The organism is Sedimentitalea sp. XS_ASV28, from assembly GCF_041224545.1.
GTDB lineage: Bacteria > Pseudomonadota > Alphaproteobacteria > Rhodobacterales > Rhodobacteraceae > Sedimentitalea.
Genome location: NZ_JBGFGP010000166.1, coordinates 307,218 through 322,864, shown reverse-complemented (window position 1 = coordinate 322,864; position 15,647 = coordinate 307,218). Strand labels below are relative to the sequence as shown.

At 62.9% G+C, this 15,647-nt stretch carries 14 protein-coding genes and 1 other RNA gene; 6 read left to right on the top strand and 9 right to left on the bottom strand.

Features of this window, described 5'->3' with window-relative positions:
• Nucleotide 1: 1 nt before the first annotated feature.
• The 6 genes from AB9K34_RS20635 to AB9K34_RS20610 all read right to left on the bottom strand — a co-directional run bounded on the left by AB9K34_RS20635 (nt 2) and on the right by AB9K34_RS20610 (nt 6,684).
• On the bottom strand, nt 2–1,036 hold the full coding sequence (locus AB9K34_RS20635) for a cysteine synthase A (RefSeq protein ID WP_369956424.1): 1,035 nt from the start codon (nt 1,034–1,036) through the stop codon (nt 2–4).
• A gap of 72 nt (nt 1,037–1,108) precedes the next feature.
• Complete coding sequence (locus tag AB9K34_RS20630; RefSeq protein ID WP_369956422.1) at nt 1,109–2,230, bottom strand: NUDIX domain-containing protein; 1,122 nt, start codon at nt 2,228–2,230, stop codon at nt 1,109–1,111.
• 19 nt (nt 2,231–2,249) lie between these two features.
• Nucleotides 2,250–2,690 carry a TrgA family protein gene (locus tag AB9K34_RS20625; RefSeq protein WP_369956420.1) on the bottom strand — a complete coding sequence of 147 codons (441 nt, stop codon included), beginning with the start codon at nt 2,688–2,690 and terminating at the stop codon, nt 2,250–2,252.
• 15 nt (nt 2,691–2,705) lie between these two features.
• Nucleotides 2,706–3,914, bottom strand: coding sequence for a class I SAM-dependent methyltransferase (locus AB9K34_RS20620; protein WP_369956418.1), 1,209 nt, complete (start codon nt 3,912–3,914; stop codon nt 2,706–2,708).
• A gap of 76 nt (nt 3,915–3,990) precedes the next feature.
• A complete protein-coding gene (locus AB9K34_RS20615; RefSeq protein ID WP_369956417.1) occupies nt 3,991–5,412 on the bottom strand; it encodes a deoxyribodipyrimidine photo-lyase in 1,422 nt (473 codons plus the stop codon).
• 48 nt (nt 5,413–5,460) lie between these two features.
• Nucleotides 5,461–6,684 (bottom strand): aminotransferase class V-fold PLP-dependent enzyme, encoded by a 1,224-nt coding sequence (locus AB9K34_RS20610; RefSeq protein ID WP_369956416.1) that lies wholly within the window; start codon nt 6,682–6,684, stop codon nt 5,461–5,463.
• A gap of 132 nt (nt 6,685–6,816) precedes the next feature.
• Between AB9K34_RS20610 and AB9K34_RS20605 the strand changes: the two genes are divergently transcribed.
• Nucleotides 6,817–7,191 (top strand): VOC family protein, encoded by a 375-nt coding sequence (locus AB9K34_RS20605; RefSeq protein ID WP_369956415.1) that lies wholly within the window; start codon nt 6,817–6,819, stop codon nt 7,189–7,191.
• Between the two features lie 53 nt (nt 7,192–7,244).
• Here the strand turns inward: AB9K34_RS20605 and AB9K34_RS20600 are convergent, their stop codons facing one another.
• From AB9K34_RS20600 to AB9K34_RS20590, 3 genes are all read right to left on the bottom strand, one after another.
• Complete coding sequence (locus AB9K34_RS20600) at nt 7,245–8,879, bottom strand: BCCT family transporter (protein WP_369956413.1); 1,635 nt, start codon at nt 8,877–8,879, stop codon at nt 7,245–7,247.
• Nucleotides 8,880–9,297: 418 nt separating this feature from the next.
• A complete protein-coding gene (acuI, locus tag AB9K34_RS20595) occupies nt 9,298–10,293 on the bottom strand; it encodes an acryloyl-CoA reductase (protein WP_369956412.1) in 996 nt (331 codons plus the stop codon).
• Between the two features lie 110 nt (nt 10,294–10,403).
• A complete protein-coding gene (locus AB9K34_RS20590; protein ID WP_369956411.1) occupies nt 10,404–11,513 on the bottom strand; it encodes a dimethylsulfoniopropionate demethylase in 1,110 nt (369 codons plus the stop codon).
• A gap of 246 nt (nt 11,514–11,759) precedes the next feature.
• Here AB9K34_RS20590 and AB9K34_RS20585 point away from each other — a divergent pair, with 246 nt between their 5' ends.
• The 5 genes from AB9K34_RS20585 to AB9K34_RS20565 all read left to right on the top strand — a co-directional run bounded on the left by AB9K34_RS20585 (nt 11,760) and on the right by AB9K34_RS20565 (nt 15,613).
• The gene (locus tag AB9K34_RS20585) at nt 11,760–12,497 is read left to right on the top strand and encodes a FadR/GntR family transcriptional regulator (protein ID WP_369956410.1); all 738 of its coding nucleotides are present in this window, start codon (nt 11,760–11,762) and stop codon (nt 12,495–12,497) included.
• 59 nt (nt 12,498–12,556) lie between these two features.
• Nucleotides 12,557–12,903, top strand: a transfer-messenger RNA (tmRNA) gene (gene ssrA / locus AB9K34_RS20580).
• 138 nt (nt 12,904–13,041) lie between these two features.
• Nucleotides 13,042–13,671, top strand: a complete 630-nt coding sequence (locus tag AB9K34_RS20575; protein ID WP_369956409.1) for a thiamine phosphate synthase — start codon at nt 13,042–13,044, stop codon at nt 13,669–13,671.
• Nucleotides 13,672–13,796: 125 nt separating this feature from the next.
• Nucleotides 13,797–14,693, top strand: a complete 897-nt coding sequence (locus tag AB9K34_RS20570; protein WP_369956408.1) for a PfkB family carbohydrate kinase — start codon at nt 13,797–13,799, stop codon at nt 14,691–14,693.
• The gene (locus tag AB9K34_RS20565) at nt 14,690–15,613 is read left to right on the top strand and encodes a pseudouridine-5'-phosphate glycosidase (RefSeq protein WP_369956406.1); all 924 of its coding nucleotides are present in this window, start codon (nt 14,690–14,692) and stop codon (nt 15,611–15,613) included. The genes AB9K34_RS20570 and AB9K34_RS20565 overlap by 4 nt, the downstream gene beginning before the upstream one ends.
• Nucleotides 15,614–15,647 lie beyond the last annotated feature (34 nt).

The following is a 15,647-nucleotide window of genomic DNA, read 5'->3' as shown; positions in this document are numbered from 1 at the left end:
GTCAGACGTCCTCGAAAACGCCGGGAATCGAGACCGGCCCCCGTGTCATCCACGCGGGCACTGGCAGGTTCTTGTCTTTCAGGAAATCCGGGTTGAAGAGCTTGGACTGATACCGCGTGCCGTAATCGCAGAGCACGGTGACGATGGTGTGCCCCGGTCCCATCTCGCGCGCCATGTGTACAGCGCCTGCAATGTTGATCGCGGTCGAACCGCCCATCACCAGCCCCTCGTCACGCAGAAGGTCGAACACGTATGGCAACGCTTCTTCATCCGGGATCTGATATGCAAAATCCGGCTTGAAGCCTTTCAGGTTCTCGGTAATGCGCACCTGTCCGATGCCTTCCGCGATGCTGCTGCCCTCGCTAGCCAGTTCGCCGGTGGTGTAATAGCTGAAAAGCGCCGCGCCCATCGGATCGGCCAGCGCAATCTTGACGCCCTTGGGCTGCAACGCCTCGGCGACGCCGGCAAGCGTTCCGCCCGAGCCAACCGCACTCACAAAGCCATCGACGCGGCCTTCGGTCTGCGCCCATATCTCGGGGCCCGTGGTTTCGACATGCGCCTGCCGGTTGGAGACATTGTCAAACTGGTTCGCCCAGATGGCGCCGTTCGGTTCGGTTTTCGCCAGTTCCTTCGCCAGCCGTTCGGAATATCGCACGAAGTTGTTGGGGTTCCGATACGGGGCCGCGGGCACCTGCACCAGTTCTGCCCCCGCAAGGCGCAGCATGTCCTTTTTCTCTTCGCTCTGGGTTTCCGGGATCACGATGACCGTCTTGAACCCCATCGAGGCCCCGACCAGCGCCAGCCCGATCCCGGTATTGCCGGCCGTTCCCTCGACGATGGTGCCGCCCGGTTGCAATTCGCCGCGCGCAATCGCATCGCGAATGATGAACAGCGCCGCACGATCCTTGACCGATTGGCCCGGGTTCATGAATTCGGCCTTGCCCAGAATTTCACAACCGGTTTCCGCGCTGACGCGGCGCAGCCGGATCAACGGTGTATTCCCTACGGCCCCGGCCAGATCACGTGCGATATGCATGATGCCCTCAAAACTTGTTCCTGCCCCGTGTATCGCCGGACCTTGCCGACCTCAAGCGCCGTGGCGCAGAAGTTAGGCGGTTCTGCGCAGGCGTTCGCGATGTCGGGCCAGCCAGAGCGCCGTGGTGATCAACGGCATGTCCTTGTACTCCTCTGCGTCAATCCCCCGCATCAACTCGTCATAACCGATCACCTTGCTGCGAATATCCTCGCCTTCATCCGTCCCTCCAGTCCCGGTGACATCGCCCCGCAGATTCGCGAACCCGACGAAAAGATGCAGATATTCCGTCGATGAGCCCGTACTGGAATACATCTTGCCGGCCGACTCCAGCCGACCGAGCGCCAGCCCCGCCTCTTCCAGCGCCTCGCGGCGGGCGGCCTCTTCTGCCGGTTCACCGGGTTCCAGCAGCCCGGCGACAGGCTCCCAGACCCAGGGAGAAGGATCGCCCACCATGTAGACCGGCGCACGAAACTGCTCGATCAGCATCACGCAGTCGCGCAGTGGATCGTAGGGCAGCACAACAGCCGCCTCTCCGACCAGGATTGCCGCACGGTTCAGAACATCGCTCATCTCGCCATCATACTGACGCACCTGCACATCGATTTCCTGCAGGGAAAAGAACTTGGTATAGGGATGATGGTGTGACGCGACCCGCACATCGCGCGACAGGTCCCGTTCGGGATCAGCCGTCCGCCGACGCCCTGCGACCAGTGCCGAGGCCCGGCGGCGCATACCCGGAAACGCCTGTGCCATCTCTTGTGCGTTCTTGCGACCGAACCACGCCATCGCCTCCTCGGCGGCGCACAGGCTGATCTCTGCCCAGTCACGTTCCCAATCGGGCAGCGACCACTTACGGTCGGTGGCCTGACCGGCGTCATCGGGGTAGAATACATGTGCCGCGACCTGATCGCCTTCGTCCGTGCGCACCGAAACCTCGTGACGGCGATACCCGAACGCGCTTTCGTAAAACTGCAACCGCTGCGCCTCGTCCTCGGAGACATCCCGTAGCAGGATACCCGTTGCCGAGGAGCCGGCGACCGATGCGAAATGGGGAAACGGCTCGTCTCCGAGTTGGAAAACCCCATGATCCGCAAGCCTCGCTGCGCTGACCCGCAGGGTGTCCCCGGCGCGCCCCAGAACAATCCGCAACAAGGGCAAATGGCGCAGCGTGCCATAGAAAAAGAAATCAGCCAATTTATATCTGCTCCTGTGATCAGCGCCAGCGACGCCATGCCAATTCGCTTGCCAGCCCCGACAAGGCACCGCCAACAAGTGTTGTCGCGATGACAATCGGAACCAGGATGACCGTCAGGTATCCGGCTGCAATATCGAAGATGGCGAGAAGTGCCTCAAGCGGCCCATCGAAGCGGTCGTTCATCGCCTGATCGACCATTCCGTAACAGGACTGCACGAAGAGCCCCCAGAATATCAGGACCACGGCACCGGTCAGCCCGTTGTTGATGGCCGCGGTGATCCCCCGCCCTGCCCGGCTTCCCATGATGCTCCAGCCGACCAGAAACCCGATCACCATGTTCACATGGATGAAATATCCGAAATTCATCCCCTCGGGCATCAGCGGCATGATCTGCCGCGACAGAACGAACGCCAGCAACGCCAGGCAGATGCCGGCGACAAGACGTGACGAAGTGGGCATCGGGCGGGTCGGCTCCTAGGTCGGTCGCGTCACCGTTATCTGTGTCACATCGACATTGGAACTGTCAAAAGCGGCCGCACAGGAGGTGAGGTAGAAATTCCACATGCGCCGGAACCGCTCGTCAAAGCCGAGCCGGGCGATTTCATCCCATTTTTCGTTGAATGTCTGATGCCAGCGGCGCAGCGTCAGATCATAGCTCGGGCCAAACTCGATCGAGCGCGCAACGGTCAGATCCGCTTTTTCGATATGCTGCCGCAGGATCGACGGTGCGGGCAACATGCCGCCGGGGAAAATGTACTTCTGAATGAAATCGACACCGCGCTTGTAAACCTCCCACCGACGATCGGCGACGGTGATGATCTGCAGCGTCGCATTTCCCCCAGGTTTCAACCGCTCGCGCACGGTGTTGAAGAACACCGGCCAGTACTTTTCCCCCACCGCTTCGAACATCTCGATGCTGGCGATGCCGTCATAGGTGCCGGTTTCATCGCGATAATCCTGCATCTTGAAGGTGACCTGCTCGCTCAGGCCTGCTTTCTCGATCCGTTCACGCGCATATTTCAATTGTTCCGCGCTGATTGTCAGCCCGGTCACACGCATGCCCCGTTCCCGCGCCGCGTATTCCGCGAAGCCACCCCAGCCACAGCCGATTTCAAGAATGTGATCGCCGGGCCGGGCCTGCATCTGGTCGAGCATGCTGGCATATTTCGCGGTCTGCGCCATTTCGAGGCTTTCCTGCCCGGTGGTGAACAACGCGCTGGAATAGGTCATCGTGTCATCCAGCCACAGACCATAGAACTCATTCCCAAGGTCATAGTGATACGAGATGTTCTTGCGCGCCTGTTCCCGATGATTGCGCCGCAGCCAGAACCGCAAGCGTTCATAGGCGCGCACCAGCGACATTCCGGGAAACCCGTCATAGATCGTATCGTTGCCCAGATGCACGAGATCCATGAAGGCCTGCAGATCGGGCGTGCTCCACCAGTTTTCCAGGTAAGCGTCGCAAAACCCGAGATCGCCTTCACGCACCAGCCGGGCAAAAAGATCGGGATGATGCACATGCAGTTCGGCAACCGGGCCGGGTTCCGGTCCTTCGGCGCGAAACACCCGTCCGTCGTCCAGGTGGATATCCAGCCGACCGCATTGCATGCGCTGCACCGTGTCCATCGCCTGCGCGAAATACCGGGGCAGATCCTCCTGCCCGTCTACTGTCGTAAGGACCATAGGCTCACTCTCCGTGACTTCCCTGCGAAAAGGTTAATTCCTCTCCGGATATCAGGCAAGGGAACTGACGCCTTCCCTAGAAGCTGCGCGATTCATAGGCGGAAAGCGCCCGTTTCCTGCCCTCGTCCGCGGACACGACGGCGGATGGGTAGGCATCCTCTGGCGACAAGCCCCACCGACGCGGCACCGCCTTGAAATACGCCAGCGCGTCCTCGCCCGGCGTGTCCTGATCTTCGGCGATCCAGCGTCGAACGTAACGTCTGTCCCGGTCGAACTTGTCAAGCTGGGTCACCGGATTGAACACCCTGAAATAGGGTGACGCGTCAGGCCCGCAGCCCGCCGCCCATTGCCAACCCATCGCGTTGCTCGCCGGATCCCAGTCGGTCAGGCAATCGGCGAACCAGTTCATGCCGGTTTTCCAATGGCACATCAGATGCTTGGTCAGATAGCTCGCGACGATCATCCGCCCGCGATTATGCATCCGTCCGGTCACGTACATTTCACGCATCGCGGCATCGACGAATTCGATGCCGGTGCGCCCCTGTTTCCAGGCAACCGCATGAGGATGGTCAGGATCCGTTTCCCACGGAAAGGCTTCCCATTCCTCACGCCAACTGGTCCTGAGGATATGCGGGGTGTGGTGCATCAGGTGATAGGCAAACTCGCGCCACACCAGTTCCTTGAGAAAGGTCTCAGCGCCGCTCTTGCCATCGTGGCGCGCGCGCAACCCCGCATGCCAGCAGCGATGCGGGCTGATCTCTCCCAAGCTAAGATAGTCCGACAGGCCGGAGGTTCCGTCGACACCGGGTATGTCGCGTCGATCCGCATAGGTGTCAACATCATCTTCGATGAATTGATCAAGCCGCGCGATCGCCGCATCCTCGCCGGGATCGACATGATTCCCAACGATCCGTGCGCCCCGATCCATCATATCGTCGAGTCGCCAGTCAGCGAGCGTTTCCGAAGCCGGCCATTCGTCGGGAGCAACGAGGCGCGATGGTTCGGGCTGCGGGGCCTCGACATCGCGTTGCTTGACGGATTTCCAGTAAGGGGTGAACACCTTGTAATAGCCGCCGCTGCCGGTCTCCACGGACCAGGGTTCAAACAGCAGGTGACCGCCAAAGGACCGCGCCGTCATACCCTGCGACTTGAGTTCCGACTTGATCCGCGTGTCGCGTTCGACAGAATCCGGATCGTACAGGCGTGACCAGTACACCGCCCCTGCCCCGGTTTCCCGGATCAGGTTCTGCAAGGTCTCCAGCGCGTCGCCGCTGCGCAGGATCAGACGGCTGTCGCGGTCTGCGAGGGATTGCGCAAAACGCGCCAGCCCCAACCCCAGCCGAAACCGCGGAGCGGCACCAAGCGAGTCGACCACAGGATCGCGTATGAAAACGGGTATTACCGGCTGACCGCTCTGCGCCGCCTCGCTCAGTGCCGCGTGGTCGGACAGACGCAGATCGCGCCGGAACCATATCAGGATCGGTGAAGGAGTGCTCATATGCGTTCAACCTCTTTCAGATTGCTACGCAACACGCGCGCTACCGGATCAAAGAACCTCGTCCAGCGCCGTCAGCAGCTGATCCAGTTCGGCCTGCGATGTGTAATGCGTGAAACTGAGCCGCAGGACGCCGTCCTCGGGCCTGACGCCCACCGCGTCGAGCACCCGCCCGGCATAGAAATCGCCACCCCCTGCCATGATCCCGCGCGCCGCGAGTTCGGCGGCCACCGCCCCGGCATTCCGGTTCAACGCCAGCGCAACCGTGGGCGCGCGCAGGGCGGCATCGGACGGGCCGATCAGGCGCACCGCGTTGCGATCCCTGACCGCGTCCAGCAACGGTTGCAGCAATTCGATTTCATGCGCCCGCATAAGGTCATGCACATGGCTTCCCTTGTCGGATGGCTTGCCCGACGGACCGTCGTGATGGGCGTTCAGCATATCGACATAATCCGCCATGCCGGCACAGGCCGCGACCTGTGCGTGATCCGGTCCCGCAGGCGTGAACCGCTTGTACAGCGTGTCGCCATTGAACCAATGGCCCTGATTGGGCAACATCTGACCCAGCGCGCGGCGGATCACCATCACCCCCTGATGCGGACCATAGGTCTTGTAGGCGGAAAACATGTAGATGTCCGGCCCCAGCCGCCCGACATTCGCAAAGCCGTGCGGCGCATAGGACACGCCGTCAACGCAGACGAATGCCCCCGCCGCATGCGCGATCGCGGTGATCTCGGTCACCGGGTTGATTTCGCCCACCACGTTCGAGCAATGGGGAAAACAGACCAGCCGCACCGACTCGTCCAGCAGGTTTTCAAGCTCGGACGGATCAAGATGGCCGCTATCCGGATCAACCTTCCATTCGCGAATTTCGATGCCACGATCCGCCAGCCGCCGCCATGGCCCCGAATTGGCCTCGTGATCCTGATTGGTGACGACGATGGCCTCGCCCGGCTGCATCCATGCCCCAAAGGCCTGCGCCAGGACATAGGTGTTCTGCGTGGTGCTCGGGCCAAAGCTCAGCTCGTCCGTTTCGACCCCGAGAATTGCGGCCATGCGCCTGCGCGCCTCGTCCATTTCCTCGCCCGCCAGACGGCTGGCCTCGTAAGGACCGTAAGGTTGCACCTTGCGCTGTGTATAGTACCGCGACAGCCGGTCTATCACCGGCGCACAGGTATAGGATCCGCCGGCATTCTCGAAAAACGCCTGCCCCTGCAAGGATGGTTCGGAAAAGGCCGGGAACTGCCCACGCACGAATTCAATGTCCAACGCCATACCAATGCTCCACCTTTGCTGACGTGAAATGGATGCCGCTCCTGAACGCCAAGGTCAAGCATCGGTTCTGATGACAGAAACTGGCATCATCCACTGTTAGAGATGCGGTATTGGAAAAGCATAGGATACATCATGAACACGACATCCGAACACGCCCTTGTCTGGGCCGAACTGCCGGTCCGCGATCTCGACAAGGCCACCGCATTCTACGCGGAAACCACGGGCGGCACGCTGACCCGCCAGGAAGACGGCCCCAACCCGATCGCGGTCTTTCAGACCCCCGGACGGGGCGTTGCCCTGCATCTCTATCCCGGCGAACCTGCCGGGGACGGGCGCGGTCCGACACTGCACCTGTCCAGCGTGGGCACACTCGAAGACACCCTTGAGCGGGTGAAACAGGCCGGCGGCGAGGTGATTTCACCCATCATCGAAATTCCGCCGGGGCGGTTCTTCTACACCAAGGATCCGGATGGCAATTCCATCGGGTTCTTCGAAACCCGGTCCTGAAACGACGGCGCCCCGACCACACGGCCGGGGCGTCGCGCAAGGTGCAAGGGCGCTCAGCGCGCTTCGGTCGAAAGGCCCTTCATGATTGCCCAGCACATCATCAGCAGAACGACCGTAAAGGGCAGCCCGGTCGAGATCACCATCGCCTGAAGCGCGGCAAGCCCCCCGCCCAGCAAGAGCACGATCGCCACCGCCCCCTCGAACACACACCAGAACACCCGCTGCGGCACCGGCGCATCCACCTTGCCGCCCGCGGTGATCGTGTCGATCACCAGCGAGCCGGAATCCGACGAGGTGACAAAGAAAACCACGACCAGCACGATACCGACAAAAGAGGTGATCGACGCCAGCGGCAACTGCCCGAGCATCTCGAACAGCTTCAATTCCAGCGCCGCGTCCTGCGCCCCGGTAAAGCCGTCGACGACGACCTGATAAATGGCGGTGCCGCCGAACACGCTCATCCACAACACGCAGACCAGGCTCGGGATCAGCAACACGCAGATCACGAACTCGCGCACGGTGCGACCGCGGCTGACCCGCGCGATGAACATCCCGACGAACGGCGACCAGCTGATCCACCAGGCCCAGTAGAATGCCGTCCAGCCCTGGCTGAAGTTGACGTCTTCCCGACCGAACGGATTCGCCAGCGCCGGCAGATACTTGAAATAGGCCACCAGACTGTCGAAGAACCCGGTCAGGATCGCCGCCGTCGGCCCCACGATCAGCACGAAGAGGAGCAACACGAACGCCAGCCCCATGTTGATCTCGGAGAGCACCTTGACCCCGCCGTCAAGCCCGCGCACCACCGACACGAGCGCAACCGCGGTGATCGCGGTGATCAGCACAACCTCGGTCGTCGGACCCACCGGTATCCCGAACAGCGCGTTCAGCCCCGCATTGGCCTGCGTGGCACCGAACCCAAGCGATGTGGCAAGGCCAAACAACGTCGCGAACACCGCAAGCGTGTCGATGACATGCCCGGTCCAGCCCCAGACCCGCTCGCCAAAGATCGGATAGAACGCCGAGCGGATCGTGAGCGGCAATCCCTTGTTATAGCTGAACAGCGCCAGTGACAGTGCCACGATCGCATAGATCGCCCAGGGGTGCAGCCCCCAGTGATAGATCGTCGCCGCCATGCCAAGACGTATCGAGCCCGCCTGATCGCCGGCAGCACCTCCCAGCGGGGCCCAGTCGGTGCGCACACCGCCTTCTGACGCGACGCCGGCAAACGAGGTCGAATAATGGCTCATCGGTTCGCTGACGCCGTAGAACATCAGGCCGATGCCCATCCCGGCGGCAAACAGCATCGCAAACCAGCCCGCATAGGAATAATCCGGCTGCGCATCCGCGCCGCCCAGTCGCACCCGCCCCCAGGGGGATACGATCAGGAACAGGCAGAACAGCACGAAAATATCGGCTGCCGCCATGAAGAACCAGTCGAACGAGGCGGTCACCGCCGGGCGCAACCAGCCGAACAGCGCCGCAGAGTGTTCCGGCAGCGCAAGCGCATAGAACACGAAGGCGACAATCGTCACCCCCGACACCATGAAGACCGGGTTGTGAATATCAAAGCCGATCGGGCCGACGCTGCCCTCGACATTGTCCTGGCCGATCTCGTAATCGGTTTCAATGACATCGGCGGCCCCTTCCGGTTCCGGAATGCCCTGGTTGGTTGACTCATCGCTCATGGCAATCTCCCGTGTTTCAGTTCTGTTGATCGGTGCTGTCGCCCCGGTAGCTCATGCGCTGCGCACGATCATGACACGGCTACCGCCATCATGCGCCATCCGGCCGCCACATGCGCACATGGTCAGACCGTTCAGCAGGCACCGGATCGACCGCGACCGTGATTTTGGCAAACGCGTGTTTCCCCCTTTCCGTCACCCCATCCTCCGAAGGGCTGGCCCGGAACATCTCTGTTGCCCGGGAAATCCTCCGGAACTTTCCGGCCTTTCCGGACCGGGATGTGGGACTCAGGGTAAATCGATCCGGACAGCACACGCAACCAATCACGACGCTACAGCCGTCGCTTGCGACCGGACCGCATCACCCCGGCCGGCCATCGCGACCGGGGAACACCCGAACGGGCGGGCGCGAAACAACCGGTCAGGCGTTCACATCCACGACGACACGTCCCTTGACCCGGCCATTGAGAATATCCGCGCCCAACTGCGGCAAATCCCCCAGCGTCGCGGGCTGTACCATGCTTTCCAGCTTGTCCATCGGCAGATCGCGGGCAATCCGCGTCCACGCGCGCAGGCGATTGTCATAGCGCTGCATCACGCTGTCTATTCCCAAAAGGTTCACACCGCGCAGAATGAACGGCGTGATCAGTGCGCCCTCGATCGCCGCGCCCCCGGCCAGTCCGATCGCCGCAACGGAGGTTCCGTATTTCATCTGCTTGAGCACACGTCCCAACATGGCACCGGCCACCGCATCGACACAGCCCGCCCACAGCTCGCTCTCCAGCGGCTTGCGGGTGACCTCCGTCAGGTCGCTTCGCGCCACGATCCGGGATGCCCCGAGCCCGCGCAGATAGTCTTCCTGCTCCGGACGCCCGGTCACAGCGGCGACCTCGTGACCCAGCCCGGCCAGGATCGCCGTCGCGACCGATCCGACACCGCCCGCGGCTCCCGTCACCAGCACCGGACCATGACCGGGCTGCAAACCGTGATCCTCCAGCGCCATCACCGCCAGCATCGCCGTCAGCCCCGCCGTGCCCACCGCCATCGCGGCACGGGCATCCAGCCCCTCGGGCAGCGGCACCAGCCAATCGGCGTTCACCCGCGCCTTCTGCGCATAGCCCCCCCAATGGGCCTCGCCCACGCGCCAGCCGGTCAAGACGACCTTGTCGCCCGGCTTGTATCGCGCGTCCGCCGACTCCTCGACCGTGCCGGCAAAATCGATACCGGGCACATGTGGATATTTCCGGACCAGACCCGCGCCGGGACCGATACAAAGACCGTCCTTGTAATTCACGGTGGAATACTCCACCGACACCGTGACATCGCCATGCGGCAGATCATCGAGACCGATCCGCGTCACTGCGGCGCTGGTTTTGCCGCTGTCTTCGTCCTTGTTGACGAGCAATGCATTGAACATTTGAATCTCCTTTGCTTGTCGGCCGCGCAACCCGTGCAGCACTCATTGTCCAGTTGATTTCAGCTTTGTGCAAATACTCCCGCCGGAGGCACCCGACCGCGCCACCCGCGCTAGAGCCAGAAGGACTCCCGCACGGTCGCCCGGCGCAGCCCGTCGGGCGTTTCCACATCCAGACCGGTGCCCGGGTCCCAATGGGTCATCCGGACCATTCCGATGGCGACATTGGTTTCGAAATCCGGGCTCCAGGCGGCGGAACTTACCCGTCCCACGCGTTTTCCCCGCGCAAGCAGCGGCCACCACCGATCACAGCCGGGCACCGCGGGTCCGTCAATCGCGATCGGGCGAATCTGCTGGATCGGCCCTTCCTTGGCCACCCTCAACAGCGCGTCGCGACCGATGCACCCGATGGCGCTATGGGTGTTGCAGAACCTTCCCAGCCCACATTCATGGGGCGTGTTGTCGTCGGTCATGTCATTGCCATAGCTGAGCAGCCCGCCTTCGATCCGCTCGATCGCATTGGGACACCCCGCATGTACGTCGAGCGACGCCCCGGCCTCCATCAGCGCATTCCACAGCGGCATTCCGATGTCGCCCCCTTCGACATAGATCTCAAAGCCGCCCTGCCTGGAATAGCCCGAGCGCGCGATCACCATCTCCCGGCCCTGGAAGTCGAAGCGACCGAAGCGGAAAAAGCGGATATCACGCACCGCGTCACCAAAGACCCGCGCCATCAGCTCATCGGATTTCGGCCCCTGAACGGCGAGCGGTGAAACATCCGGTTCATCCACCAGCACATCGAGCCGCCAGCCAAGCGCCGTCGCCTTCACCCAATAGAGCAGATCGCTGTCCGCGATTGAAATCCACCACCGGTCCTCCGCCAGCTTGACGGCCACCGGATCGTTGAGCATGCCACCCGTCTCATCGACGATCGGGACATAAAGACACTGTCCCACGGTCATGCTCCGCAGATCGCGCGGGGTCAGCATCTGCATCAGCCGCGCCGCGTCCGGTCCGCGCAGCTCAACCTGGCGCTCGCAGGACACGTCCCAGACCTGCACCGCCTCCTTGAGGTGGTGATAATCCTCCTGAACGCTGCGGAACACCGTCGGCAACAACATGCGGTTATAGACCGTATAGGCCCTGACCCCGGCGCCCTCGACCCCTTCGGAAAAAGGCGTTCGCCGCAACCTGTTCGACGGTGACAACAATGGGGCAGCCATCAGTGTTCCTCCTCTGGCATGACAACGATATCGCTCACGGTCGCAGCCCGTTGCGCAGGTTCAGGTCGGGCGCCGTCCGTACAACCATCGAACAGAACCGCCTCCGCCCGCAGGGCAAGGCGGCCCAAATATCGGACCCGATCCCATTGCCAGGCTGCGTCACGGGCATGCCCCCTTTGATGCCGACTCATCTCTTGCATTTCAAATGTCAGACTTTTAAATGTCAGACAAATGAAAAATGCCCCGATGCAAATTGATCCGAACAGCAATGTGGATCTGTCCGCGCAGATCGCGCAGGCCATTCGCGATGCCATCATGGGCGGCGAACTGATCGTCGATGAACGCTTGCCCTCGGAATCCGAACTGGCCGACCATTTCGCCGTGTCGCGCCCCACGGTGCGCGAGGCGCTCAAACGCCTGGCGGCGCAGTCCCTGATCCGCACGCAACGCGGCGCGTCCGGCGGGGCCTTTGTCAATCGGCTCAGTTACCCCGAAGCCTACGCGCAACATATCACCACCGCGACACTGTTGCTCTCGATGAACGCGGTCAGCTTCGAAACCGCCTGCGAGGCCCGTTACGCGATGGAACGCGCCTGTGCCACCTTGTCGGCGCGCCGGCGCACGGCCGACCATCTGGCCACAATGCGCGCCGAGATCTTCCGACAGCAACAGCCCGGGCTGACCGATGAGGCATTCTGCATCTCCGACGTCGCGTTTCACCGGGCTTTGGTGGACGGGGCCGGAAACCCGGTCCTGTCCTATCAACTGGCTGGCGCGGTCGAAGCGATGCAGCCCCTGATGAACATGATCACCTTCTCTGCCCGCTCGCGCGAAGCCATCGTCAGGCTGCACACGGATATCGCCGACGCGATCGAAGCCGGGGACGGTCCTGCCGCGAGCACCGCTCTCACCGCGCTCGAATGCGAAACCCTCACGCTCGCCCAGACCGTCTTTGCCGCGCGCGCAAGAACCGGGAAGGGCTAGCGCCCGGCATCCGGACGGGGAAGGCCGGCAGTCGGGTTTGCCGGTTTTACCGATCAACACCAATTGCATCCCCGCTCTTGCCTGCCTATATTATGCGTGTCCTTCGGGACTATGGACATAAACGCGCTCGCAATAAGCGGATCGGACCCGGGGGCGGTACCCGGCGGCTCCACCAACATCCTTCATTTGAGGATCATGGGGCCGAAATAGGATCGACGAACGTCTAAAGGGGTTAGCTTTGTCTCGGCGGTCTGCCACCGTTACCGGCGAAAACAGTACAATTGCAAATGACAATCGTGCTCCGGTTGCCGTTGCTGCGTAAGCAGTAACAAGACCGAAACTTAAGCCCTTGCGCCTAGCCGCGTAAGGCGGGGTTCGCAGGCACCTGGCAACAGAAGCCTGCACTTTCCCCCTTCACACGCCCGATATGTCCCGGTTTGACAGAACCTGCACCCGGCGGCAGGCGAACACGGTTCGGGCAATGACGTTTCCATCCAACGGATGATCCGCTAAACCACCGCGAAACACTGCAAGGAAGATTTCGATGGACAGCCCCGACAAGCCGCAGATCTATCTCTCAACGCCGCCGGTCCTTGAACCCGAAGCGTTTTGCACAACACTGGCGCGGGTTATGGACTCATGCGAGATCGCCTGTGTGCGCCTGGCGTTGACGAGCCGCGACGAGGATCGAGTCGCACGCGCGGCGGATGGCTTGCGCGAAATCACCCACGCCCGCGACGTCGCCCTCGTCATTGATGATCATGTGGTTCTGGCCGAGCGGCTCGGGCTGGATGGCGTTCATCTGACCGACGCCGCCCGTTCGGTACGGGCCGCGCGCAAGGCTCTGGGGCCAGACGCCATCGTGGGAAGTTTCTGCGCCGCCTCGCGCCATGACGGGTTGACCGCCGGAGAAGCGGGTGCGGATTATGTCAGTTTCGGCCCGGTCGGCGCGACCGCACTGGGCGACGGAACCATCGCGGATCGCGACCTGTTTGAATGGTGGTCCGAAATGATCGAGGTGCCGGTGGTCGCCGAAGGCGGTCTGTCTGTCGACGTGCTGCGCAACCTCACCCCCGTCACCGATTTCTTTGGCATTGGCGAGGAAATCTGGTCGGCGGATGATCCGGTTGCGGCGCTTGCGACGTTGCGGCAGGCAATCGATCAGACGGGTTGATCCCGAGAACCGGCGCGCTGCTCGCACCGCAACCGGTCCAGTGGACACAAGCCCCAGGGACCAGGCCCCGACATCGCAACTCCGGCGGCTTGCGCCCGGACCGGTTTGACGGCACAAGGCAGGCTATGAACGGTTCAACCGCCCCCGTCCTGTGCATCGGTAGCGTCCTCTGGGACGTGATCGGCCGTTCCGCCAGCCACATGCGGCAGGGATCGGACGTACCCGGCCGGATCACCCGCCTGCCCGGTGGGGTCGCGATGAACATCGCCATGACGCTGGCGCGCTTTGGACTGCGTCCCGTCCTGCTCACCGCGATCGGCCGCGATGCCGAAGGGGACGAGCTGGTTGGCGCATGCGGCGACCTGGGCATGAACACCGAACATATCTATCGCTCCGACGACCTGCCCACGGATCGTTACATGGCGGTCGAGGGCGCAAACGGGCTGATCGCGGCCATCGCCGATGCCCATTCGCTCGAAGCGGCGGGTGACAAGATTATTCGCCCGCTGACCGACGGGACCCTCGGTTCAGAGACCGCGCCCTATCAGGGACATGTCGCGCTGGACGGCAACCTGACCCATTCCCTGCTCGAGAAAATCGCGCAAAGCCCGGCATTTGCCGCTGCCGACCTGCGTGTCGCGCCCGCCTCGCCGGGCAAGGCGGAACGCTTGCTGCCCTTTCTCAACCACCGCCGCGCCACGCTCTACCTCAACCTCGAAGAGGCCGGGCTGCTCTGCCAGACAGAGTTCAGCACATCGCGCGACGCCGCGATCGGGCTGCTGTCGCGCGGTGCGCTCAAGGTTCTGGTGACCGATGGTGGCAACCCCGCCACCGAGGCGGACGCGGACGATCTCATCTGCCAGACCCCGCCCGAAGTGCTGGTGACCCGCGTCACCGGCGCGGGCGATACCTTCATGGCCGCACATATTGCCGCCGAAGCCGCCGGTGCCGGGCGTGATGTTGCGCTCAGCCGGGCGCTGCACGCTGCCGCAACCTATGTTTCAGGAGATAACCCTCTGTGATCGATCCCATCCTCTCTGCCGAAGTTCAGGCCGCCCGCCGGCAGAACCGTCCCATCGTGGCGCTTGAAAGCACGATCATCACCCACGGCATGCCCCATCCGCAAAATGTCGAGGTGGCGTGCCAGCTCGAACAGGATATCCGCGATGGCGGCGCGACCCCCGCCACCATCGCCGTGATCGAAGGGCGCCTGCATGTCGGTCTGGAGCCCGAACAACTGGCCCATCTGGGTCAGGCCCGCGGGGTCGCGAAACTCTCGCGCGCGGATCTTGCCGCGTGCCTCGCCACAGGTGGCACCGGGGCCACCACGGTCGCCGCGACGATGATCGCCGCGCGGCTCGCCGGGATCGAGGTTTTTGCCACCGGCGGCATCGGGGGCGTGCATCGCGGCGCTGAAGCCAGTTTCGATATCTCCGCCGACCTGCAGGAACTCGCGCAAACGCCGGTCACGGTTGTCGCTGCCGGTGCCAAGGCCATTCTCGACATCAGCAAGACGCTCGAGGTTCTCGAAACGCTCGGCGTGCCGGTGATCGCGGTCGGACAGGATGCCTTTCCCGCATTCTGGTCGGCGCGCTCTCCGTTTCGCGCCCCGCTGCGCATGGATGAGGCCACGCCGATTGCCCGCGCACATGTCATGCGGCGCGCGCTCGGCATTCCCGGCGGTCAACTGGTCGCCAACCCGATCCCCGCAGCGGCGGAGATCCCGGCCGAGGAGTTGGCCCCCATCATCGTGTCGGCCCAGGCCGATGCCGCCCGCCACCGCATCGTGGGCAAAGCGGTGACCCCATACTTGCTGCAACGCATCTATGAACAGACCGAGGGTCGTTCACTTGCCGCGAACATCGCGCTGGTGCGCAACAACGCACGGCTCGCCGCCCGCATCGCGCAGGCAATGGGTGCCATCCGCAACGGCGCCGGCTGACCCGCCACAGTGGCTATTGTAGCCCGGATCACGA